Source organism: Actinokineospora sp. PR83, assembly GCF_021056305.1.
Classification (GTDB): Bacteria; Actinomycetota; Actinomycetes; order Mycobacteriales; family Pseudonocardiaceae; genus Actinokineospora; species Actinokineospora spheciospongiae.
This window is the reverse complement of the sequence record NZ_JAJCXD010000011.1, coordinates 98,478-120,191: the sequence shown is the minus strand read 5'-3', so window position 1 is coordinate 120,191 and position 21,714 is coordinate 98,478. Positions and strand designations below refer to the sequence as shown.

22 protein-coding genes and 1 tRNA gene are annotated in these 21,714 nt (G+C 72.0%); 10 read left to right on the top strand and 13 right to left on the bottom strand.

Features of this window, described 5'->3' with window-relative positions; translation table 11 throughout:
• Positions 1-7: 7 nt before the first annotated feature.
• The 4 genes from L6E12_RS04090 to L6E12_RS04075 form a co-directional block, all read right to left on the bottom strand.
• A complete protein-coding gene (locus L6E12_RS04090; RefSeq protein ID WP_236226545.1) occupies positions 8-1,189 on the bottom strand; it encodes a cytochrome P450 in 1,182 nt (393 codons plus the stop codon).
• 204 nt (positions 1,190-1,393) lie between these two features.
• Positions 1,394-2,020 (bottom strand): TetR/AcrR family transcriptional regulator, encoded by a 627-nt coding sequence (locus L6E12_RS04085; protein ID WP_236226515.1) that lies wholly within the window; start codon positions 2,018-2,020, stop codon positions 1,394-1,396.
• A gap of 60 nt (positions 2,021-2,080) precedes the next feature.
• A complete protein-coding gene (locus tag L6E12_RS04080; RefSeq protein ID WP_236226514.1) occupies positions 2,081-2,860 on the bottom strand; it encodes a DUF6042 family protein in 780 nt (259 codons plus the stop codon).
• Positions 2,861-2,982: 122 nt separating this feature from the next.
• Entirely contained in the window at positions 2,983-4,305 is a 1,323-nt protein-coding gene (locus tag L6E12_RS04075; protein ID WP_236226513.1) for a phenylacetate--CoA ligase family protein, read from the bottom strand.
• 133 nt (positions 4,306-4,438) lie between these two features.
• On the opposite strand from L6E12_RS04075, the gene L6E12_RS04070 reads away from it, so the two are divergent.
• Positions 4,439-4,511: transfer RNA gene (locus tag L6E12_RS04070), tRNA-Ala, on the top strand.
• A 96-nt stretch (positions 4,512-4,607) separates the two neighbouring features.
• A complete protein-coding gene (locus L6E12_RS04065) occupies positions 4,608-4,976 on the top strand; it encodes an alpha/beta hydrolase (protein ID WP_236226512.1) in 369 nt (122 codons plus the stop codon).
• A gap of 54 nt (positions 4,977-5,030) precedes the next feature.
• On the opposite strand, the gene L6E12_RS04060 is transcribed toward L6E12_RS04065, so the two are convergent.
• Complete coding sequence (locus tag L6E12_RS04060) at positions 5,031-5,630, bottom strand: TetR/AcrR family transcriptional regulator (RefSeq protein ID WP_236226511.1); 600 nt, start codon at positions 5,628-5,630, stop codon at positions 5,031-5,033.
• Between the two features lie 183 nt (positions 5,631-5,813).
• On the opposite strand from L6E12_RS04060, the gene L6E12_RS04055 reads away from it, so the two are divergent.
• From L6E12_RS04055 to L6E12_RS04045, 3 genes are all read left to right on the top strand, one after another.
• Positions 5,814-6,047: a hypothetical protein gene (locus L6E12_RS04055; RefSeq protein WP_236226510.1), complete on the top strand. Its 234-nt coding sequence runs from the start codon at positions 5,814-5,816 to the stop codon at positions 6,045-6,047.
• Between the two features lie 210 nt (positions 6,048-6,257).
• Entirely contained in the window at positions 6,258-6,500 is a 243-nt protein-coding gene (locus L6E12_RS04050; protein ID WP_236226509.1) for a hypothetical protein, read from the top strand.
• Between the two features lie 67 nt (positions 6,501-6,567).
• Entirely contained in the window at positions 6,568-7,221 is a 654-nt protein-coding gene (locus L6E12_RS04045) for a hypothetical protein (protein WP_236226508.1), read from the top strand.
• A gap of 71 nt (positions 7,222-7,292) precedes the next feature.
• On the opposite strand, the gene L6E12_RS04040 is transcribed toward L6E12_RS04045, so the two are convergent.
• The 4 genes from L6E12_RS04040 to L6E12_RS04025 form a co-directional block, all read right to left on the bottom strand.
• On the bottom strand, positions 7,293-9,413 hold the full coding sequence (locus tag L6E12_RS04040; protein WP_236226507.1) for a xanthine dehydrogenase family protein molybdopterin-binding subunit: 2,121 nt from the start codon (positions 9,411-9,413) through the stop codon (positions 7,293-7,295).
• Positions 9,410-10,405: a xanthine dehydrogenase family protein subunit M gene (locus L6E12_RS04035; RefSeq protein ID WP_236226506.1), complete on the bottom strand. Its 996-nt coding sequence runs from the start codon at positions 10,403-10,405 to the stop codon at positions 9,410-9,412. The genes L6E12_RS04040 and L6E12_RS04035 overlap by 4 nt, the downstream gene beginning before the upstream one ends.
• Complete coding sequence (locus tag L6E12_RS04030) at positions 10,402-10,941, bottom strand: (2Fe-2S)-binding protein (RefSeq protein WP_236226505.1); 540 nt, start codon at positions 10,939-10,941, stop codon at positions 10,402-10,404. Before L6E12_RS04030 ends, L6E12_RS04035 begins: the two co-directional genes overlap by 4 nt.
• Positions 10,942-11,123: 182 nt before the next feature.
• Entirely contained in the window at positions 11,124-12,038 is a 915-nt protein-coding gene (locus tag L6E12_RS04025) for an AraC family transcriptional regulator (RefSeq protein WP_236226504.1), read from the bottom strand.
• Between the two features lie 283 nt (positions 12,039-12,321).
• Here L6E12_RS04025 and L6E12_RS04020 point away from each other — a divergent pair, with 283 nt between their 5' ends.
• From L6E12_RS04020 to L6E12_RS04005, 4 genes are all read left to right on the top strand, one after another.
• Positions 12,322-14,397: a tetratricopeptide repeat protein gene (locus L6E12_RS04020; RefSeq protein ID WP_236226503.1), complete on the top strand. Its 2,076-nt coding sequence runs from the start codon at positions 12,322-12,324 to the stop codon at positions 14,395-14,397.
• A 168-nt stretch (positions 14,398-14,565) separates the two neighbouring features.
• A complete protein-coding gene (locus L6E12_RS04015; protein ID WP_236226502.1) occupies positions 14,566-15,045 on the top strand; it encodes a hypothetical protein in 480 nt (159 codons plus the stop codon).
• Positions 15,046-15,106: 61 nt separating this feature from the next.
• Entirely contained in the window at positions 15,107-15,790 is a 684-nt protein-coding gene (locus tag L6E12_RS04010) for a response regulator transcription factor (RefSeq protein ID WP_236226501.1), read from the top strand.
• Positions 15,783-16,910 carry a HAMP domain-containing sensor histidine kinase gene (locus L6E12_RS04005; protein WP_236226500.1) on the top strand — a complete coding sequence of 376 codons (1,128 nt, stop codon included), beginning with the start codon at positions 15,783-15,785 and terminating at the stop codon, positions 16,908-16,910. The genes L6E12_RS04010 and L6E12_RS04005 overlap by 8 nt, the downstream gene beginning before the upstream one ends.
• Before the next feature lie 89 nt (positions 16,911-16,999).
• On the opposite strand, the gene vanX is transcribed toward L6E12_RS04005, so the two are convergent.
• From vanX to L6E12_RS03990, 3 genes are read right to left on the bottom strand one after another with little or no spacing between them, the layout of a single operon-like run.
• Positions 17,000-17,608 carry a D-Ala-D-Ala dipeptidase VanX gene (gene vanX, locus L6E12_RS04000; RefSeq protein ID WP_236226499.1) on the bottom strand — a complete coding sequence of 203 codons (609 nt, stop codon included), beginning with the start codon at positions 17,606-17,608 and terminating at the stop codon, positions 17,000-17,002.
• Complete coding sequence (gene vanA / locus L6E12_RS03995) at positions 17,608-18,633, bottom strand: D-alanine--(R)-lactate ligase (RefSeq protein ID WP_236226498.1); 1,026 nt, start codon at positions 18,631-18,633, stop codon at positions 17,608-17,610. Before vanA ends, vanX begins: the two co-directional genes overlap by 1 nt.
• Positions 18,630-19,592, bottom strand: a complete 963-nt coding sequence (locus tag L6E12_RS03990; protein ID WP_304523850.1) for a D-isomer specific 2-hydroxyacid dehydrogenase family protein — start codon at positions 19,590-19,592, stop codon at positions 18,630-18,632. Before L6E12_RS03990 ends, vanA begins: the two co-directional genes overlap by 4 nt.
• A gap of 325 nt (positions 19,593-19,917) precedes the next feature.
• Between L6E12_RS03990 and L6E12_RS03985 the strand changes: the two genes are divergently transcribed.
• Complete coding sequence (locus L6E12_RS03985) at positions 19,918-20,334, top strand: glyoxalase (protein WP_236226497.1); 417 nt, start codon at positions 19,918-19,920, stop codon at positions 20,332-20,334.
• On the opposite strand, the gene L6E12_RS03980 is transcribed toward L6E12_RS03985, so the two are convergent.
• Positions 20,315-21,697 carry a PepSY domain-containing protein gene (locus L6E12_RS03980; protein WP_236226496.1) on the bottom strand — a complete coding sequence of 461 codons (1,383 nt, stop codon included), beginning with the start codon at positions 21,695-21,697 and terminating at the stop codon, positions 20,315-20,317. The genes L6E12_RS03985 and L6E12_RS03980 overlap by 20 nt on opposite strands.
• Positions 21,698-21,714 lie beyond the last annotated feature (17 nt).

Here is a 21,714-nt window from a genome sequence, read left to right as displayed (position 1 = left end):
CCCTGGCTCACCACGTCACGGGGAGTTCGTGCACCCCGTAGATGATCATGTCGTGCTTGAACGGCAGCCGCTCCACGGGCTCGGCCAGGGCCAAGCCGGGGAGTCGCCGGTAGAGCGTCTCGAAGGCGACCTGCATCTCCACCCGGGCCAGTGGCTGCCCCAGGCACTGGTGCACGCCGTACCCGAAGGCAACATGGTGGCGGGCCTTGCGGGTGATGTCCAGCGCGTCCGGGTCGGCGAACGCCCCGGGGTCGCGGTTGGCCGCGTCGGTGGCGACGACGATCCCCTCGCCCGCGCGGATGAGCACCCCGCCCACCTCGACGTCCGCCAGCGCCACCCGCCTGCGTCCCAGGTGGACGATGGTGAGGTAGCGCAGCAACTCCTCCACCGCGTTCGCCACCACCGCCGGGTCGCCGCTGTCGCGCAGCAGCGCCAACTGCCCCGGCTCGCGCAGCAGCGCGGCGGTGCCCAGGGTGATCATGTTCGCGGTCGTCTCGTGGCCTGCGACGAGCAGCAGCAGGCCCATCGAGGCGATCTCCGCGCGCGACATCGCCCCGGTGCGCAACTGCTCGGCGACCAGCCTGCTCAGCAGGTCGTCGGCGGGCTCGGCGTCCTTGCGGTCGACCAGGTCGCCCAGGTAGGCCAACAGGTCGTCGGTCGCCCCGACCGCGTCCTCGGGCGTCACGTCCCGGGCGATGATCGTCCTGCTCGCCCGGTGGAAGAAGTCCCGGTCGGCGTAGGGCACCCCGAGCAGCTCGCAGATCACCAACGACGGCAGCGGCAGCGAGAACGCCCGGACCAGGTCGACGGGTCGGGGGCCCGCCAGCATGTCATCGATCAGCCCGTCGACGATCCCCTGGATCCGCGGCCGCAGCGCCTCCATCTTGCGCACGGTGAAGTCCGAGGTCAGCAACCGGCGCTGCCGGGCGTGGTCGGGGTCGTCCATGGTGATGAACGACTTCACCCGCCCCCGGCGCGCGGCGACCCCCGGGGTGGTGTGCGGGAAGCCGGGCAGGTCGGAATCGGAGCTGACCCGCGGGTCGGCCAGCACCGCCCGCACGTCCGCGTACCGGGTGATCAGCCACGGGGTGCTGCCGTCCCACAGCCGCACCCGCGACACCGGCGCCTCTTCGCGCAGCCCGCCCAGGGGCGGCGGCGGGTCGAACGGACAGCGGCCGTCCCTGGCCATCGGGTAGGCGGGGGCTTCGGGCACAACCTGGGTCACCAGACCTCCTGACACCACGCACAGTCACCAAACAATTGTTCGGATACTTACTGAACAGATGTTAGGCAACCTGGTGAACCCCTGCCAACCACGCGCGCCCCGATTCACCTCGATGGCGCAAGACCCGTTGGGAGAAAAGGGAAAAACCGGCCGTACCGGTGTGACGGACTACACGAACAGCAGGTCCACCAACTCGTCGACGAACGGTGTCACAGCCCGCGCGTGCTGCTCCCCCGGGTTGCTGTGCAGCAACGCCACGCGACCGTGCGCCCCCACGAACACCACCACCGCCGCCCGGTCCGCGGGCACCCGCAGCGCGTGCCCGGCCTCGGCGCACCGCTCGAAGGCAACCCGCAGGGTGTCGATCACGTCCACCAGCGGCCCGGCGGGCGGCTGGTCAGGAGCGGGCCGCTCAGCCCCGTTGCCCAGCATCAACCGGTAGTGCCCCGGGTTGTCCACGGCGAAGGCGCAGTAGGCGTGCAGCCGCGCCCGCAACCGCCCCACCGCGTCCCCGGCGTCGACGGCCTCGTCCGCGGCGCGCATGAGGTCGCGCAGCCGGTCGAACTCGTGCGCGATCAACCCCCGCACCAGCGCCTCCCGGTCGGCGAAGTGCTGGTAGATGCTGGCGGGCGCGATCCCCACCACCCGCGCCACACCCCGGATGGTCAGCCCGTCGCCCCCACCGAGCTCCGAGAGCAACCGGCCCGCGCCGTCGAGGATCTCCCCGCGCAGCCGCTCCCCCTCGCCCCACCTGTTCCGGGTGCGCTGCACGGCGGCGGTGCCCTCGTCCGACATCCGCCCATTCTCACCCGCTCACCGGCCGCACCGGATCGGGGTGAGCGCGGCGCCCGGCCGTCAGTCCGCCCCGAGGTCCCCCGCGGCGACGTCGAACCGGAAGTCCAGGAAGTTCGCCCAGTCCACGGCGATGCGCACGGGATCGCCCGCCGACAGCCGCTCCGGGTCCGGACCGACCTCGAAGTCGGGCTGCTCCCCGAGGATCACCACCGCCGCCCGCACCGTCTCCACCTCGACGCGCAGCCTGCCCGCCAACTCCCCCAGGCTGGTGTGCAGCACGTCCACCGGGTCGTCGCCGTGGGCGCCGAACAGGTCGATCAGCCCGCGCACCACCGGCCGGTGCAGCGCCAGCCACCGCAGCTCGTCCTCCGCGGTGACGACCTCCGCCGGGAGGTCCAACACCTCCGCGGGCAGCGGCGCCCGGGGGTTGAGCCGGAACCGCGTCCGCCGGTTCTCGACGAACCCCGTCACCACCCGGCACGCCACCAGGTAGTCCAGCACGTCCCCCACCGTGCGCGGCTCGACCACCCCCAGCCCCCGCGCGTACCCGTCCACCTCGGCGACGAGGTCCCGCAGCACCTTCGCCCGCTCCCGGTCCGGACCACCGACCTCCCACGGCTCCAACCCCACCCACGCGGGCGCCGCCTCCCCCACCGCGGCGTCCGAGGACTGCCCGGCCAGCCGCGCGATCTGCTCCCGGGTGGGTGCCCCGAGCAGCACGATCACCCCCAGCACGCCCGCCGCCGCGTGGGGCGTGAACCGCTCCCACCCCAGGCCCTCGAAAACCTGGCGGGACACCACCGCCCGGGCCACCTCGGTACCCACCTGCTCATCGGCCATACCCCGGAATCACCCGGAACCACAGCAGTGTTACAGGTCACACCACATTTTCTCCGTCCGTCCCCAGTGGATCGCGCACAGTCACGAAAAGCGTGCTCAAAGCGGGTGCCACCCCGCGCAGATCAGTCCAACCCCGCCACCGGGGCAGGCCCCGACGCCCACCGCACCAGCCGCTGGGCCTTGCCTGCCCCGGCCCGGGGCACGGTCCCCGCGGCGACCACCCGGACGTCGCAGGTCAACCCCAGGCGCTCCCGCAGCGCCCCCACCAGAGCCGCCCCCACGGAGTCACCCCCACCCACCGCCTCCACGAGCACCCGCAACTCCGGCCGCGCCGCCACCCGCCGATCCTCGACGACGAGGTAGTGCGGACCGACCCGCCCGTCGGCGAGGAGGACGGCCTCGATCTCGGAGGGGAAGACGTTGACCCCGCGGATCACGAGCATGTCGTCGGTGCGCCCGAGGACCTTCGACATGCGGCGCAGGGTCCGCGGCGCCCCCGGCACGGGCCCGGCCAGCGCGGCCACGTCCCCGGAGCGGTAGCGCAACAGCGGCATCCCGGTCTTGGTGAGCGTGGTGAACACCAACTCCCCCGGCGTCCCGTCAGGCACCTGGTTCCCCTCGGCGTCGAGGCACTCGACGTAGAAGTGGTCTTCGGCCACGTTCAACATCCCCTCGGAATCCAACGACTCCGCCGCCACCCCCGGCCCGATCACCTCGGACAACCCGTAGACGTCCAACGCCCGGATGCCCAACAGCGCCTCGATCTGCCCCCGCATCCCGTCCGTCCACGACTCCGCCCCGAACAACCCCACCCGCAGCGAAGTGGGCTCGACCCCGGCATCCGCCATCGCCTCCCCGAGGTGGACGGCGAACGAGGGCGTGCAGGTCAACACGTCCGGCCGCAAGTCCTGGACCAACCGCACCTGCCGCTCGGTCATCCCCCCGGACACCGGCACCACAGCCGCCCCCAACCGCACGGCCCCGTGGTGCACCCCCAACCCCCCGGTGAACAACCCGTACCCGTAGGCGTTGTGCACCACGCTCGACCGGGTAGCGCCCGCCCCACCCAACGCCCGAGCCATCACCTCACCCCATATGTCCAGGTCACGAGCGGTGTAGGGCACCAAGGTCGGCCGCCCCCCGGTCCCCGAGGACCCGTGCACGCACACCACCTCATCGGAGTCCACGGCCCGCAACCCGTACGGGTAGTGCTCCCAGAGGTCCCGCTTCCGAACGGTCGCCAACCTCCCCAGCGACTCCAACCCCACGTCCCGCCCGGAGGACACCCCGCAATCCCGCAACCGCTCCGCCTGCACCCCACCGGCCCCCAACAACCGGTCCACCAGCCCCCGGAGCCGCCGCTCCTGCACCCCCCGCCGCTCCTCGACGCCAACACCCTCCGCCGCCGCGTCCACCATCGGGACAACGCTGTCCAGTCCGGTCACGCCCTCCGGTCTAACACCCCAGGTCGGACCTGGGAAGCCCCCAAGAGGGCACCCCCCGTTTTCGCCCTCCGGACGGGGTGTTGTAACGTATGCGCAGCACGCCAGGGAGCCCCCTCCCGAGCGTGGCTGATCCGGGGCTGTGGCGCAGCTGGTAGCGCATCACACTGGCAGTGTGAGGGTCAGGGGTTCGAGTCCCCTCAGCTCCACAATTGAACAGCACTACATTTCACCCGCTGACCTGTGAGAACACGGTCAGCGGGTGATCTTGTTTTATCGTCCCGAGTGGACAGTGGTGCACCGACGTGGAGCAGATCTGGAGCAGCGTGCCCGTCGGGCACCAAACAGGGTCACAATCTGCTCCGGCATCGTTGACCCGATCGGGCGTTTTTGCCTGCCCCCGATCGTGGAAGCAGGCACGGGCTGCCGAAACACCGAAGCTGTCGCGGGATCCCGGTTCCGCCGCCTGCGACTCCACCGGGCACTGCGCCGTTTCCACCGCCCCGCGCCGACATTCCGGCCCGGCCGAAGCGCTCGGCGGCAGCCTGCTGACCGTGGACGGCGCGCAGCACGGCGTCTCACTGGTCGGTGAGAACGCCTGCGTCAACGACATCGTGCTCGGTTACCCGGTCGACCTGAAGACACCGCCGGAAGGCGCCCGCTGCGTCCTGTGACCCACTTGCCGTTCTTCCGCGCCGCGGAGAACGCAGCTCGACCGGCAGACCGCGTCAGGCGGGGCCCGGCGCAGGCCGGAGCACGGCCGAGGCGGCGGTCGCGAGCGTGTGCGCCTCGAACTCGAGCCGCGCCTGGTCGCCGGGGAGAGCGCGTTCGGTCAGCAGGCCGGTGACGACGGTGAGGAGGAAGCGGGCCTGGTGTTCGAGCGCGCCGGGGGCGAGTGCGCCCTCCTCGTGGAGGACGGCCAACCACTTCTCGACGCGGTGCACGGCAAGTCGTTCGAGGGCCAGGAAAGCGTGGGTGGCGCCCTCGGACGGGGGTGCTGCGACGTAGGCGTCGTGCTGCGCGCGCCAGTGTTCGCGGGCCTGGTCGCCCGTTCCCACCTGCGACACCAGCAGCCGCAGGCACGCCACGAGCCGTTCGCCGGGAGTGCGCGCGGTGTCCTGCATCGGGTCGTCGGGCAGGTCGACGTCGTAGATGCCCGCGACCACGGTGTCGAGCAGTTCCCTCTGCGTCGGGAAGAAGTGTCGCAGCGACCCGGTGCTCACGCCTGCGCGTGCGGCGACCGCGCGCACGCTCAGCCTGGTCGTCGGGTTCTCGCCGAGCATGGTCGCTGCGGCGATCAGGATCTTGTCCCGCGTGTTGTGCGGCATCGGTTCGTCCACTCCATCCGGCGGTCGCTCCGCCCTTGTTAGCACAGCGTGCTACGGTGTGGAGAAATTAGTACAGTGTGATAGCCGGAGAGCGGGGCGGCAGAGGTGCCGACACGCCCGGAGCGGCTCGCGTCGCTGCGACAGGCCGAGACGGTCACACGTCGAGCTGACGAGGGGTGGACGATGACGGTCACCGACCGCGAACCCTGGCTCTTGCGAGGTGACCGCCCCGGATGGACGCCCGCGGTGCGGGCGGGCATCGAGTACCACCGGGTCTACGCGACCGAGAAGCGACGCATCCTGCGCGGGATTGTCGCGATCGCACTACTGGTGGCCGGGCTCGTCGGGTTCGCGATCCTGTTCCAACGCCTCTCGGAGGCCGCCGACGCCGCCCTGTTCGCGCGTTCCGGGCCCTGATGTTCCGCGTGCTCGGGAGCTGGACCCGCGGGGCCCGGTCCGGGGCGGTCCTGGGCATCGTCGTGACGACCGTGTTGTTCTCGCTCGCGCACGGAATGCTCGACCCGTTCCTGTTCGCCTCCTACCTCGTGCTGTTCTCGTCGGTCCTGGCGCACGGGCGGACTGGAAGTCGCGGTCGTCCTGCACGGCGCCTACAACGCCTCGTTCCTCGTGCTCGGCACGACCCTGCACGTCGACGTGGGCGCCGAACTCGCGACCCGGTCGGAGGCAGTCGGTTCGTGGGCGAACCTCGTCCCCAGCGCGACGCTGGTCGCCATCACCGCCATCGTCTGGTGGACGACCCGCAAGACCGGCCCCGCCCGCACACCCGAGGACGGGGAGCCGACACGCGGTACGCGCGCAGCCGGACCGGAGATCGACACGCTCACCCGCACCACATCGGACAAGCGGTGACACCCCGCCGGGATCGGCGGCGAGCCGCGCGACACAGCGCGGCCGACCGCGGAGAGGGTCAGGAACCATGACCGAGAGCTGGAACGAACGCAGGCGGGCCAAGCGCGCGAAGCCGGGCGACGGGCGGGCGCTCAAGCCCTTCCGCTGGTGGCAGATGGTGCGGCGCTCGGTGTTGTCGATCACCCTCCCGGTCCACGGGCGTCCGGTCGTGCACACGGTCGAGGTCAAGCACGGCGGGGACGCCGAGTCCGGGGTGGTGCGGGCCGGGCTCTACCTCGACGGCCACCTCCGGCTGGAGTCGAGGCTGCCCGCGCGCTTCCCGGTCGCGGGCGGTCACATCGAGGTCCACAGGAGCGAGGCGGGCATGCGCCGCTGCCACTTCGTCGGCGACGACGGCGGGGTGCGGCGCCTCGTGCCCGACCCGCGATCCGCCGAGGGGCGGCGCATGCGCTTCGCCCGTGAGCACCCCGCCGCGAGCGGGCTCATCGGCGCCGCCTCGATCCTGGTGCTGCTCATCGGCGTCGGGTTGAACCTGTTGCAGATCGCCGAACCGATCTCCCGGATCCCGCCGATCGCCACCGCGCTGGGCACGTTCGAGTCGCCGTTGCGGCTGCCGCTGTGGCTCAGCCTGACACTCGGTGTCGGTGCCGCGGTCGGCGCCGTCGAGCGCGCGATGCGCATGCGCTACCACTGGCTCCTCGACAGCGGCGCAGGCACCTGACGACCTCGCGCACGGTTGGCGTCCGGGCGCGTTGACCTCCACCCCCGGGCGCCGGTGACGACGGGCAGACCTCACACAGCGCGACGTTCGCCTGCGACGGCAGTGGTCTGCTCCAGCACGCGGTCGAGGCGGAGCGGGAGGGTCCGTCGGCGGGTACCGGTGGCGTGCCACACGGCGTTGGCGATCGCCGCCGCGGTGCCTGCCGTGCCGATCTCGCCGAGGCCGTTGATCCCCGAGGGGTCCTGGGGTTCGTGGTCCGCCACGAAGTCGGCCTCGACGTCGGGCACGTCGGCGTGCGCGGCGATGTGGTAGCCGGCGAAGTCGCCGTTCGCCAGCAGGCCGGTGCGGGGGTCTCGCACGCTCTCCTCGTGCAGGGCCATGGACAGCCCCATGATCATCCCGCCGACCACCTGGCTGCGGGCCAGCAGCGGGTTGATCACGCGGCCCACGGCGAACATGCCGAGCAACCGGCGGACCCGCACCTCGCCGGTGGCCGGGTCGACGGTGACCTCGGCGAAGACGGCGCTGTAGGTCTGCCGTTCCCGGTCCGGCTGGAAGTCGATCCGCGTGGTGGTGTCCACCGTCGCGGTCACCGGCCGGACCGGATCGCCCAGGGCCTGCCGCAGTTCCCGCGCGGCCTCGGTGATGGCGAAGGACCAGGACGTCGTGCCGCGGGAACCGCCCGCGCCCCACGCCATGCCGAGGTCGCTGTCGCCGATCCGGATGCGGATCCGCTCGGTGCCGACCCCCAGCGCGTCGGCGGCGACGGCGGTCAGCGCGGTGCGGGCGCCCGTACCGATGTCGCTGGCCCCGATCGACACCGTGAACGCCCCGTCCGCCTCCGCGGTGATCGAGGCCGTCGACGGGAACACCCCGGCGCTGAACGACGTGGTGGCCATGCCGCTGCCGATCAGCAGCGGGCCCTCGCGCCGGGAACGGGGGCGCCGGTCGCGCGCCGCCCAGCCGAACCGGCGCGCGCCCTCCCGCATGCAGGACACCACGCGGCGGGTGCTGAAGGGCTTCCCCGACACGGGCGTGACCTCGGGCTGGTTGCGCAGGCGCAGTTCCAGCGGGTCCATGTCCAGCCGCTCGGCGACCTCGTCGATCGCCGACTCCAGGGCGAACGAGCCGGGCGCCGCGCCGGGCCCGCGCATCGAGGCGGGCGGCAGGACGTCGAGCGGCACGGCGGTGAGCCGCGTGCGGATCGCCTGCGCCGAGTACAGGACCTTGGTTTGCTCGGTGCAGCCCTCGATGTACTCGGAAAGCGGTGAGAGGGCGTAGGCCGCCCGGTGGTGGATGGCCCGCAGGCGGCCGTCGGCGTCCGCGCCGATGGTCACCGACTGGTCTGTCGGAGGCCGCGACGAGGTCGTCCCGAAAACCTGTGCCCGGGTCATGGCGATCCGCACCGGGCGCCCGAACCTCCGGCTGGCCATCGACCCGAGGACCACCTGCGGGCCGCAGGCACCCTTGCCGCCGAAACCACCGCCGACGTGCTCGGAGCGGACGTGCACCCGCTCCCGGTCGACGGACCACAACACGGCCAGGACCTGGGACACGCTGAACGCCCCCTGGTTGGAGTCCACGGCGTACACGTGGTCGGCGTCCCACCACACGGTCGCGGCGTGCGGCTCCATGGCGCAGTGGCTCTCCTCGGGGGTCCGGTACCGCTCCTCGACCACGACCGAGGACGCGGCCAGCTCCGCGTCCAGGTCGCCGGTGTCCGCCTCCGGGCCGAAGGCGGTCGACGCGGGTCGCGCGGCCGGGTGCTCCGGGCGCAGGTCCAGGTCGTGCGGTTCGACGTCGCAGGTCACCCGCAGCGCCGCCGCCGCCGCTCTGGCCTGCTCGGGCGTTTCCGCGACCACCAGCGCGAGCGGCCACCCCGCGTACGGGATCACCTCGTCCTGCAGCAGCAGCAGGCTGCCGTCGGGGCCGAAGTAGTTCCCGGCCTCGGGGTTGAGCCGGGGTGCGTTGCGGTGGTCGAGCACCCCCAGCACGCCCGGCATCCCGAGCGCGGTCGAGGCGTCGACATCGCGGACCCGGCCCCTGGAGACGGTGCTCGTCACCATCCAGCCGTGGGCCAGGTCCGGCACCGGCACGTCCGCGGCGTACGGGGCGGCGCCGGTGACCTTGAGCCCGCCCTCGATCCGGGGGCGTGACGCGCCGACGGCGCCGGGGGTGGGGTCTGGGCTCATCGGTCCTCCTCCGTCGCAGTGAGTTCACCGAGCACGGCCTCGATCAGGTTCCGGGCCAACGCCACCTTGTACCCGTTGTCGCGCAACGGCTCCGCGTCGACCAGCGCCTCCTCGGCGCAGGCCCTGAGCCGGTCCGCGGTGGGCCGGGTGCCCCGGAGCAGGGCCTCGGCGGAACCGGCCCGCCAGGGACGCGACGCCACACCGCCCAGCGCGATGCGCACGTCGCGCACCACGCCGTCGCGGACGTCGAGCGCGGCGGCGACGGAGACGGTCGCGAAGGCGTACGACGCGCGCTCGCGGACCTTGCGGTAACGCGACCGCAGGCCCGCCGCGGACCCCGGCAGGACGACGGCGGTGATCAGCGCGCCGGGTGGCAACGCGGTCTCGCGGTCCGGCCGGTCACCGACCGGCAGGTAGAACCGCGACAACGGGATCTCCCCGGTGCCGTCGAGCGTCTCGTGGCGAACGACCGCGTCCAACGCGGCGAGCGCCACCGCCATGTCCGAGGGGTGGGTCGCCGCGCAGTGCTCGGTGTGCCCGAGCACCGCGTGGTTGTGGTGCACCCCCGCGATCGCGGCACACCCACTGCCGGGCACCCGCTTGTTGCACGGCTGGGAGAGGTCGGCGAAGTAGCCGCAACGGGTCCGCTGCAGCAGGTTGCCGCCCACCGTGGCCATGTTCCGCAGCTGACCGGACGCGCCCGCCAGGACGGCCTGGCTCAGCACCGGGAACCGGCGGCGCACCTCCGGATCCGCGGCCGCGTCGCTGTTCGTCGTGGTCGCACCGATGACCAGCCCACCGTCCGGTGTGCCGTGGACACCGTCGAGCGGCAGCCGCCGCAGGTCCACCAGCCGGGTCGGCTCCTCGACCCCGCACTTCATCAGGTCGACGAGGTTCGTGCCCCCGCCCAGGTACCGGGCGCCGGTGTCGTCGGCGACCGCGGCGAGCGCGTCGCGGACCCCTGCCGCGCGCTGGTAGGCGAACTCCCTCACACCGCACCCCCGTCGCGTGCCGCGGTCTCGAGCACCGCGCGCACGATCGACGGGTACGCCCCGCAGCGGCACAGGTTGCCGCTCATCCGCTCGCGCACCTCGGCCTCGTCCAGTTCCGGTGCCCGGTCCGGTGCGTCGCCCGCGGTGACAGCGCTCGGCCAGCCCGCGGCGTGTTCGGCGAGCACCCCGACGGCCGAGCAGATCTGCCCGGGGGTGCAGAAGCCGCACTGGAAGCCGTCCAGGCGCACGAACGCCTCCTGGATCGGCCGCAGCCCGCCCTCGGTGGCCAGTCCCTCGACGGTCGTGACCGAGGTGGTGTCGGCGGCGACCGCGAGGGTCAGGCAGGAGAGCACCCGCCTGCCGTCGCACAGCACCGTGCAGGCGCCGCACTGCCCGTGGTCGCACCCCTTCTTCGGCCCCGTGAGGCCGAGGTCCTCCCGCACCGCGTCGAGCAGCGTCCTGCGGTTGTCCACGGACAGCCGGTGGGTCACCTCGTTGACCCGCAGCGATATCTCGCTGCGCGTGTGGTCGGTCATCGCAGTCCTCTCAGGCTGACGACAGCGCGCACCACCTCATGCGCCCGTCGTCGCTCGTCGGCCACCAGCCGACCGCGAACCGTCTCCAGGTTCCTCTGCCCGGCACGCTATAGCCGAGCCCCCGCGGCAGAACCCGTCAGCGGGCAAGCGGGCAGGATCGGGTAAAAAGTCGCGAGTTCTGGTCAACTGCCGCGACGAGCACCGGACGCGCCGGTTCGGACACCCGCGCCCAGGCGGACCGCGTCCCGGCGCGGCGGGTCACCGAACTGCCTGCGGTACTCGCGGCTGAACTGGGCGGGGCTTTCGTAGCCGACCTGACGGCTGACGCCTGCGATGTCGCCGGGATTCGCGGCGAGCAGCAGCCTGGCGTGCTGCAGGCGGATCTGCTTCCGGTACTGGATGGGGCTCATCGAGGTGACGGCCTGGAAGTTGCGGTGGAACGCGGAGACGCTCATGCCCACCCTCTGCGCCACCTCCTCGACGCGGAAGGGCAGCGCGTAGTTGTCGCGGATCCACTGGACGGCCTTGGCGATGTGGCTGAGGCTGCTGTCGGGCAGGCCGAACTGCCGCAGGATGTCGCCCTGCTCACCGGTGAGCAGCCGCCAGATGATCTCCCGCTTGATCAGGGGCGCGAGCACGGGGATGTCGCGCGGCTGGTCGAGCAGCCGCAGGAGCCGGACGACGGCATCGAGCAGTTCGGCGGAGGCGGTGCTGACGGCCAGACCGGCAGGCGCGTCGGGGGCGGGTGCGGGCAGCTCCGCGGCGTCCGCGGCCAGCAGCACCTCGGCAACGGCGGCAGGCCGCAGGTCCAGGCCGAAGCCGAGCGCGGGTTCCCCCGGGCAGGCTCGGGTGAACTGCGCGGTCACCGGCAGGTCGACCGAGGCGATGACGTACTCCCCGGCGCGGTACTCGTACAGGCGGTCACCCAGCGCGAACCGCTTGACGCCCTGGGCGACGAGGGCCAGCACCTGGCCGTAGGTGGTCGGCGTCGGCGGGCTGGGCCGATCGGCGCGGAAGATGCGCACGGCATCGATGTCCGTGCTCAAATCGGGCCGAGCGTGCCGGGCCAGCAAGGCGCGCAACTCGTCGAGCGGCATGGCCATCATTGAAGCACCGCACAACTCGAAGCCGACGAACCCCGGAAGCGGCAGCGCTGTCCGTGCCTTCGCCGTGGCGGCTTCGGTGGCGGTGGCATCGCGGGCCTCACTGCCTCGGAGAACCTGCGCTGACCGACCACGGGCGCGGCGGCGCGGGTGGGAGGTGATCCGGAACCGGGCGGGTCGACCGGGGATTCCTCCTGCAACCTGGCAGGTCCGGTACCGGATACGGTTTCGCATGGCCGATGATGGGCCGATGGACGAGGACACCCCTCATGACCGCATGGACGTGAGTGGCCGAGCCACCAACGTGGTCCAGGCGCGCAACGTGCGGGATGTCCACTTCCACGGCCCGTCCCCGTACCAGGGGAAGATCGCCCTCCCGTGCCTCTGGGGGGCGATTCCCGACATCGCGCCGGGCTACCAACCGCGGGCGAGCACCACGGCGCTCCCCACCACCAGCGGGTGCGCGGTGGTCTTCGGGACCGCCGGGGTCGGCAAGACCCAACTGGTCGCCGAGTACGCCCACCGGGAGTGGAACGGGAACAGGGTCGGGCTCCTGGCCTGGATCACGGCGACCTCCCGCGCGGACCTGGTCTCCGGTTACGCGGCCCTGGCCCAGACCTTGACCGGGCGGGAGGACCCCGACCTCGCGATCCGGATACTCTTCAGCTGGTTCGCCACCACGGACACCCGCTGGCTGGTCGTCCTGGACGACATCTGGCACCCGCAGGACATCGAGAGCCTGTGGCCGCCGTCGTCCCCGGCCGGTCGGACCATCGCCACCACTCGCCGCCAGGACGCGGCCTTCCAGACCCCGGGGCGCAGCTACGTCGAGCTCGGCCTCTTCACCCCGGAGCAGTCCCGGGCCTGCCTCGAGGAGCGCCTGCGCGGTCGGCGGGACCTGCTGCGGGGGGTGCGGGCGATCGGCGAACTGGTCAGCCACCTGCCGCTGGCGATCGGCCAGGTCGCGGCGTACATCGCCGACCGCAGTCTGACCTGCGAGGCGTACGCCGCCCGCTGGAATGACCGGCGGCGCACCCTGAAGGACCTCTTCCCGCCGCAGACCGAGTTGTTGGCCTCGGAACGAGCGGTGGCGACCACGTGGGCGCTGTCGGTGGACCGGGCGAACGAACTGGCACCGCGGGGCGTCGCGGGCAAGGTCCTCGACATCGCCGCCGTGCTCGACGCCAACGGCATCCCCGAATCCGCCCTGGTCTCCGCGGCCGTGGCGGGGTACACGGGCACGGGCGCGACGCGGGACGACCTGAGCGACGCGCTCGGCTGCCTGACCCGCCTCTCCCTGGTCATCAGGACGGGCCAGTCCGGTCAGGTCCGCGTGCACTCCCTCACGCAACGCGCGACCCTGGAGTCGATGGCACCCGGCGACCGGGCCACGTGCATCCAGGTGGCCGCGGACACGCTGCTGGAAGTGTGGCCGGAAACCGACCCCGCGAAATCCCCGAGCCCGAACGCCATCGCCCTGGCCGAGGTCCTGCGGGCGAACGCCACCGCCCTGGCCGAGGTCGCGGGCCCCGCGCTCTGGACCCGCGGCGGCCACGACGTCCTCTTCCAGGTCGGCAACAGCCTCGGCGACGCCGGGCAGCACGAGGCGGCGGCCGACTACTTCCGCGACCTCCACTCCACCGCCACCGAGCACCTCGGGCCCGGCCATCCCAGGGTCCTCATGGCCCGCTACAAGATGGCCTACTGGCAGGCCGTGACCGGGGAAGACGGGGCGATCGGAGAACTCCAGCAGATCCTGGCCGAGCAGGAACGGGTTCTCGGAGCAGGCGACCCGGACGCCCTCAGCACCCGGCACGACATCATCCACCTGCAAGCCGAAGCCGGGGAGACGGACACCGCCATCACCAGCGGGGAAGAACTCCTCGCCAGGCTGACGGACCTCCTCGGCCGGGAGCACCCGGACACCCTGACCCTCCGCCACAACATCGCCCACTGGCGAGCCGAGTCCGGGGACATCGGCACAGCGCTCGCCGAACTCGACGACATCCTGGCCGACCACGTCAGCACCCTCGGCCCACACGACGCGGGCACCCTCAGCACCCGCTACAACATCGCCCACTGGCGAGCGCGCAGCGGCGACGTCACCACAGCACTCGACGAACTCCGGCAACTGCTCCCGCTCCAGGTCGACGTCCTGGGACCCCACCACCCGGACACCCTCAACACCCGCCACAACATCGCCCACTGGCGAGCGCGCAGCGGCGACGTCACCACAGCACTCGACGAACTCCAGCGGCTCCTGCCGGACCAGACCCGCGTCCTCGGGTACAACAACCCCGCCACCAAAACCACCCGTGGCTACATCGCTTACCTCCAGTACCAACTGCGCTGACCCCGGACACCAGAGGCTCAGGGCGCCGTCGAGCAGGGCGCTGTGGCATGTTGTGGTCCTCGCAGGCCCCGCAGCGGCGGCACTGTGTTCGACGGGCGAGGTCATGTGTCCGACTGCCGCCCGGGTGCGAGACCGGGACGGGGAACGTGACGACTCAAGGAGTTCGGTGTGGCCTCTGATGCCCTCGAAGGACCGGTCCCGGCGTTGAGCGGGCGGGGGCAGCCGGTCCTCGACCTGCTGGACAGGGCCATCGGAGCGCAGACACCGCTGGTGCGCAGGAACATCGCCCGGGCCCGCCTGCGCAACCCGGAGGCGACACCGGCGGAGGTCATCCGCACCCTGGAGCGGATGTACGTCAGCGCCCTGGCGGGCACGGGGGCCGCGGTCGGGGGTGCCGCGGCCGCGCCCGCCGTCGGCACCGGGATCGCGCTGGCGCTCTCGGCGGGCGAGCCCTTCTCCTCGATCGTGCTCGGCCGGGTGGCGCCGTTCGGCATCGGCGCGGTCATCGGCGGCGGCGCCAACGCCACCGTCGCCGCCCTGGCCGTCCGCGCCGCGCGGCGCGCGTTCGGGCAGGCCCCGCAGTCGTGGCCCGGGACGGGGCCGGAGCCTGCGCCGCCGGCGGGGGGTCCCCGCGATCAGCCCTCCTGACCGGCGGGGACACACCATTCTCGATATGCCGCCGATATGCCCGTGCTCGTAGCATCGGGGCATGCGAGTGCTGGTGGTCGAGGACGAGCTCTACATGGCCGAGGCCATCCGCGACGGGCTGCGCCTGGAAGCGATCGCTGCCGACATCGCCGGTGACGGGGACACCGCTCTGGAGCTGTTGAGCGTCAACTCCTACGACATCGCCGTTCTCGACCGCGACATCCCCGGGCCCTCCGGGGACGAGGTCGCCGCGAGCATCGTCGCTTCCGGCGGGGGGATGCCGATCCTGATGCTGACCGCCGCCGACCGGCTCGACGACAAGGCCTCCGGGTTCGGGCTCGGCGCCGACGACTACCTGACCAAGCCGTTCGAGCTGCGGGAGCTCGTGCTCAGGCTCAGGGCGCTCGACCGCAGGCGGGCCCACAGCAGGCCGCCGGTGCGCGAGATCGCGGGTCTGCGGCTGGACCCGTTCCGCCGCGAGGTCCACCGGGACGGCCGCTACGTCGCGCTCACCCGCAAGCAGTTCGCCGTGCTGGAGGTGCTCGTCGCCGCCGAGGGTGGGGTCATCAGCGCCGAGGAGCTGCTGGCGCGGGCGTGGGACGAGAACGCCGACCCGTTCACCAACGCCGTGCGCATCACCGTCTCGGCGCTGCGCAAGCGCCTCGGTGAACCGTGGATCATCGCCACCGTGGCGGGCGCGGGCTACCGCATCGACACCGAACGCGCGAGCGGGGACCGTGGGTAGGGCGCCCGGTGTGAGCGTTCGCCTCAAGCTCACCCTCAGCTATGCCGGGTTCCTCATGCTCGCCGGTGCCCTGCTGCTCGCCGTGGTGTGGGTGTTCCTGCTGCGCTACGTGCCCGAGGAGATCGTCTTCACCCCGCAGCGCAGCGCTCCCGGGGTGCCGTGGACGCCCGGCCCGCACGTGCCCGACCGCGCCGACCTGATGCGCGCCTTCGCCCCGAAGGTCGCCGCGATGTTGGCGTTCCTGCTGGTGTTCGGCCTCGTGGGCGGGTGGGTCCTCGCGGGCAGCATGCTCGCGCCCCTGAGCCGCATCACCAACGCCACCCGCCTGGCCGCGAACGGGTCGCTCTCCCACCGGATCCAACTGGAGGGCCGCGCGGACGAGTTCCGCGAGCTGGCCGACGCCTTCGACACCATGCTCGCGCGGCTCGACGCGCACAACGCCGAGCAGCAGCGGTTCGCGGCCAACGCCTCGCACGAGCTGCGCACCCCGCTGGCGATCACGCAGACGCTCCTCGACGTGGCCCGCAGCGACCCGAGGCGGGGCGCGGACGAACTCGTCGACCGCCTCCACTTCGTCAACACCCGGGCGATCGACCTCACCGAGGCGTTGCTCCTGCTCAGCCGCGCCGACCAGCGGTCCTTCAACCGGGAGCGCGTCGACCTGTCCCTCGTCGCGGAGGAGGCCGCGGAGACGCTGCTCCCGCTGGCGGAGAAGCGCGGTCTCACCATCGAGACCTCCGGCGACATCACCCCCACCCTGGGCTCCCACGCGCTCCTGCTGCAGATGACGACGAACCTCGTGCACAACGCGATCGTCCACAACCTGCCCGAGCGGGGCACCGTGTGGGTCACCACCGGCGTCCACCTCGGGACCGCGGTGCTCACCGTCGAGAACACCGGCCAGGAGCTGGCCCCGCACCTGATCTCCACACTCGTCGAACCGTTCCAGCGCGGCACCCAGCGCATCCGCGACGACCACGCGGGGGTCGGCCTCGGCCTGGCGATCGTCAAGAGCATCGCCCAGGCGCACGACGGGACGCTCACCCTCACCCGCCGGGCCGCGGGCGGGCTCAGCGTGACGGTGCGGCTGCCCGTCGCGCCACCGGGCAGCGACCGGTGACGGTCAGCGGAGCCCGGCCGGGCCGGGGTGGTGGCCGGTGTCGGCGGGGTGCGCCAGTCGTATCCGCACACTTTCCCCCCGGGGTTCGACTACGCGATGGGAAAATCGAAGTAGGTGGACGGGTAGGGCTCGTCCTCCAGCGTGTAGTGCCACCACTCGCACTCGTAGGCGGTGAAACCGCAGGCCTCCATCACCGAGCGGAGGTGACGGCGGTTTTCCGCTTCGAGCCGCGTGACCCCCGGCGCCCCGTGGTGTGAGATCACATCCATCAGGTCGTGGTCGCCGCCCATGTGCGCGAGTTCACCGGTGGCCAGGTGGTAGAGCGTCAGGTCGACGGTACTGCCCCGGCTGTGCCCCGACTTCGCCGCCACGTACCCCCTTTCGAACATCTCGGCCTTGTCGATGTGCGGGTAGTGCCGCAGCTTCGTCCGGCCGTCCTCCGGCTGTCGTGACCAGCGCAGGAAGCAGTCCACGGCCCGTTGCGGGCGGTAGCCGTCCCAGAGCAGCAGGCCGAAGCCGAGGGGCGCGGCCTTCTCCCGCACGCCCTCCAGGGCCGCGCACAACGCCCTCGTGCCGACGATGCGGTTCACCGCGTACCCGTCCACGGGTTTGCCGGTGAAGTTGTCCCAGGTGGCGTACTTGGCGTCCCAGCGCACTCCGGGCACGAACTCGTCCACGAAGACGAAGTCCTCCCCCATCACGACTTCCCCGCCAGGGCCGACGACACCGCCCGGTCGATCACTTCGGCGAGAGGGATCCCGGCGGCCGCCATCATCCTCGGGTAGCGGCTGTAGGAGGTCATGCCGGGGAAGGTGTTGACCTCGTTGAGGACCACCGTGCCGTCCTCCCGCAGGAACATGTCCACCCGCGCCAGCCCCGAGCACCCCAGGGCGCGGTAGATGGCCTTGGCCACCTCCTGGACGTGCGACCGGGTCCGCACCGGGATGTCCGCGGGAACGGTGACCGTCGAGTTCTCCGAACCGCTCTCCGGGTCGTTTTCCTGGTGGATCCGGAAAAACCCGTGGGACAGCGAGATCCGGTCGACCTCGCCCGCGATCAGGTCCGGCCCGTTCCCCAGGATCGCGCACCCGACCTCGCTGCCGACGACAGCCCCTTCGACCAGCACCTTCGAGTCGTACCGCCGTGCGGTCGCCACCGCGCCCGGCAATTCTTCTCGGCGAGTCACCTTGCTGACGCCGAAGGACGACCCCGAGCGCGCGGGCTTGACGAAGACGGGATAGGTGAGCGGTTCGGGGTCGACGTCCTCGTTCGCCAGGACGGTCCAGAAGTCCGGCGTCGGGATTCCCGCGGCACCGGCGACCACGTACGCGAGCGACTTGTCCATGCACAGCGCGGAACTCTGGACGTCGCAGCCGACGTAGGGGATGCCGGAGAGCTCCAGCAAGCCCTGCACCGCACCGTCCTCGCCGAGCTTGCCGTGCAGGACGGGCAGCACGAGGTCCAGGCCGATCACCTCGACCTCCCCGCGCCCCAGGACGAGCAGTCCGCGGGCGCTCCGGTCCGGTGACAGCACGACCGGGCGCCCCCCGTCCTCCCAACCCGGGTCGGGGCCGTCGCAGAGCCGCCAGGCGCCGCTCTCGGTTATCCCGATCCAGAACGGTTCGTACTTGTCCGCGTCGAGGTGCTCGGCGATTTCCCGAGCGGACTTGACGGAGACGGGGTGCTCCTCGGAAACTCCCCCGAAAACTATTCCGATTCTCATATCCAGTGCTGCTTTCTGCTCTCGAAGTCCAGGCAGTTGACGATGGAGTTCTCGACGGTGTCGGCCAGCGCGCGGTCCGTGTGGTAGGCCGAGTGCGGACTGATGATCACGTTGGGCATTTCCTGCAAGCGCAGCAGCAGGTCGTTCTCGATGGGCCCGTTCCGGCGGTCCGCGTAGAAGATCCCCTCTTCGCCTTCGAGGACATCCAGCGCCGCGCCACCCAACCCACCGCTTTCCAGGGCGGAGACCAGGGCCCGGGTGTCGAGGAGTGGACCACGCCCGGTGTTGACGACGTACGCGCCGCGCTTCATCTCCCCGATGCGCCGACGGTCGAGGAGGTGGTGGGTGTCGGCGTTGAGCGGCGTGTGGAGCGTGACCACGTCGACCTGCTGCACCAACTCGTCAAGGGGAAGGCATTCGGCGGGGGTTCCGGGGCGGATGTCGTGGGCCAGGACGCGACAACCGAAGCCCCGCAGCCTGTCCATGACCGCCGTGCCGATGCGCCCCGCTCCGACCACCCCGACGGTCAGGTCGCGCAACTCTTTCCCGCGTTCGTCACCCAACCGGTAGTCGTGGGCATCCGTGCGCCTGATGGTGGCCTTGGCGCTGCGCACGGCCATCAACATCAGCATCAGCGTGTAGTCCGCCACGCTGTCCGGCGAATAGGCGACGTTCCCGACGGTGATGCCGACGCTGTTCGCGTATTCCACGTCGATGTGGTCGTACCCGGCGCTCCTCGTGGAGACGTACACCACGCCTGCTCGGCTGAGCGCGCGGAGAGTCCGGTCGGGAACCCGGTTCTTGTGACCGACGCTGACGCACCGGTTCCCGGCCGCCAGTGCGGCGTTGCCTTCGGACACCGCGGCCTCGACGATGGTCGACCGCACGCCGAAGCGGGGCGCCATCTCCCGGAACAGGTCAGCCTCGTCCTGTTCGCACCCGTAGACCGTGATCCCCATTCCCGCAACGGCGGGGAAAGGCACGACCGCAGGCGATCGGGTGCGGCAGGCCGCTGCCCGTGCCGGTTCGCTGTGGGTCATGCCGCCAGTCAAGACGGCGTGGTGTTGCAGGCACGTATGCGGTTTTTGATATGCGGGCGATAAGGTTCCGGAACCGGCGGGGATTCCGCCGCGGTTCAGCCGCTGCCGAGCAGGGCGACGCGGATCCGCTGGTGGGGCGTCACCGACCCGCGGTGTCCCGGTGGGCCACCAACCGCACACCACGACTCAGCCGCACGCGAACTTGATCAGCTCGACGAAGCACCCGACCGACAGGAGTGTCACCGTGACCGACGACGACGCCGTTCTGCCCCACACCGGCGCCGGAGCCCCGACGGGGTCGGGGTACGGCCTGCACCACGTCCAACTGGCGATCCCGCCCGGAACCGAAGACGAGTGCCGTCGCTTCTACGTCGGCCTGCTCGGCCTGCACGAGGTGCGCAAGCCCCCCGCCCTGGCTGCCCGCGGTGGGCTGTGGGTGCGGGGCGACACCCTGGAGATCCACCTGGGCGTCGAGGACGACTTCCGGCCCGCCCGCAAGGCGCACCCCGGCATCGTCGTGCGGGCGCTGGACGACCTCGCCGAACGGCTCGGGAGCGCCGGGGTGGCGGTCGACTGGGACGACGGGTTCCCGGGCTTCCGCCGCTTCTACTCCTGCGACTGCGTCGGGAACCGCTTGGAGTTCATGACGCCGGAGGCCTGACCGCCTGCTGTCCCGCCTTGCGCCGCTTGAACCGGCTCACGAGCGCGTCCGCGGCCAGGAACACCAGCAGGCTCGCGCCGACCACGGGGAGCACCCACGCCAGCACCGCGACCCCGAGCAGGACCACGACCAGCGGGCCGCCCGCCAGTTGGCGCCACACCGGGCGCGGCAGCGACTCCCACCGCCTCCGGTACGGGTTGTGGATCCACCACATGCGGTAGCCGAGGGCGAGCAGGGCGAACGTGGCCGCCGCCAGCAGCGCGAGGACGATCTGGTTCGCGAGGCCGAACAGGGTGCCGGTGTGGAACTGGGTGGCCAGGGTGCTGAGCTTCGCCACCGGCGAGTAGTCGCTCCAGTCGAGGTGTTCGGTCACCCCCTCGGTGTAGGGGTCGATCGCCACGGCACCCCGGTGGATGGGCAGGCCGTCCGAGATCTCCGTGACGGTGAAGGGCATACCCGAACCCGACGGCGGGGTCACGGCCAGTTCGCCGCTCAGCCCGGCGGCCTTGGCGGCCACCACCGCGCGGTCGATGTCGATGGGCTGGCCACCCACCGGGACCGGCACCGGGGCCGCGGCGAGCACGGGGGCCCGCAGGCGGGCGGGGTCGGTCGTCGAGTCCGCTCGACCGCCCGCGAACTGGGTCATGGTGAGCCCGGTCCCGGCCAGGAGCACCAGGCCGACCGCGAGCCACAGGCCCGCGGCGCCGTGGATCGCCCGCAGCCGCGTCCACCCCATCTTGTCGCGGACGGACGGCAGGAGCACTTCGCGCCGGGTGCGCTTGCGGCGGGTGCGGGCCAGCCACAGCACCAGGCCGCCCACGGCGATGAGGGGGACCCAGCTCGCGGCGAGTTCGGCGTAGAGCCTGCCCGGCGCCCCCAGGTGCAGGTTGCCGTGGAACTGGCGCAGCCACGTGTTGGCGGGCAGCCGGTTCTCGACCGTGGTCAGCTCGCCGTTGATCAGCCTGGTGTACGGGTCGACGAACACCGTGCGGTCCTCGGTCCCGTTCGGGCCGGGGACGGCCAGCACCACCCGGGTGGTGCGGTCGTCGGCGGGCGGGGTGAGGACGGCCTTGAGCGTCGCCTCCGGGTGGGCCGTGAGCGCTGCCCTGACCTGTTCTGCGAGGGGGCGGCGCACCTCGCCGACGTGGTGCACGTGCAGGTCGGACCGGTAGAGGCTGTCGTGGATCTGCGGGCTGAACACGTAGACGAGCCCGGTCAGGCACAGCGCCGCGAGGAAGGGCGCGACCACGATGCCCGCGACGAAGTGCAGCCGCCGGGCGACGATCTGCAGGACCGGGCTCAGGCGCGGTCGGGCGGCGGCCCGGCGGGTGGGGGCGGTGGGGGCGGCGGGGGGCGAGGACAAGGCGACTCCCAGGCGGC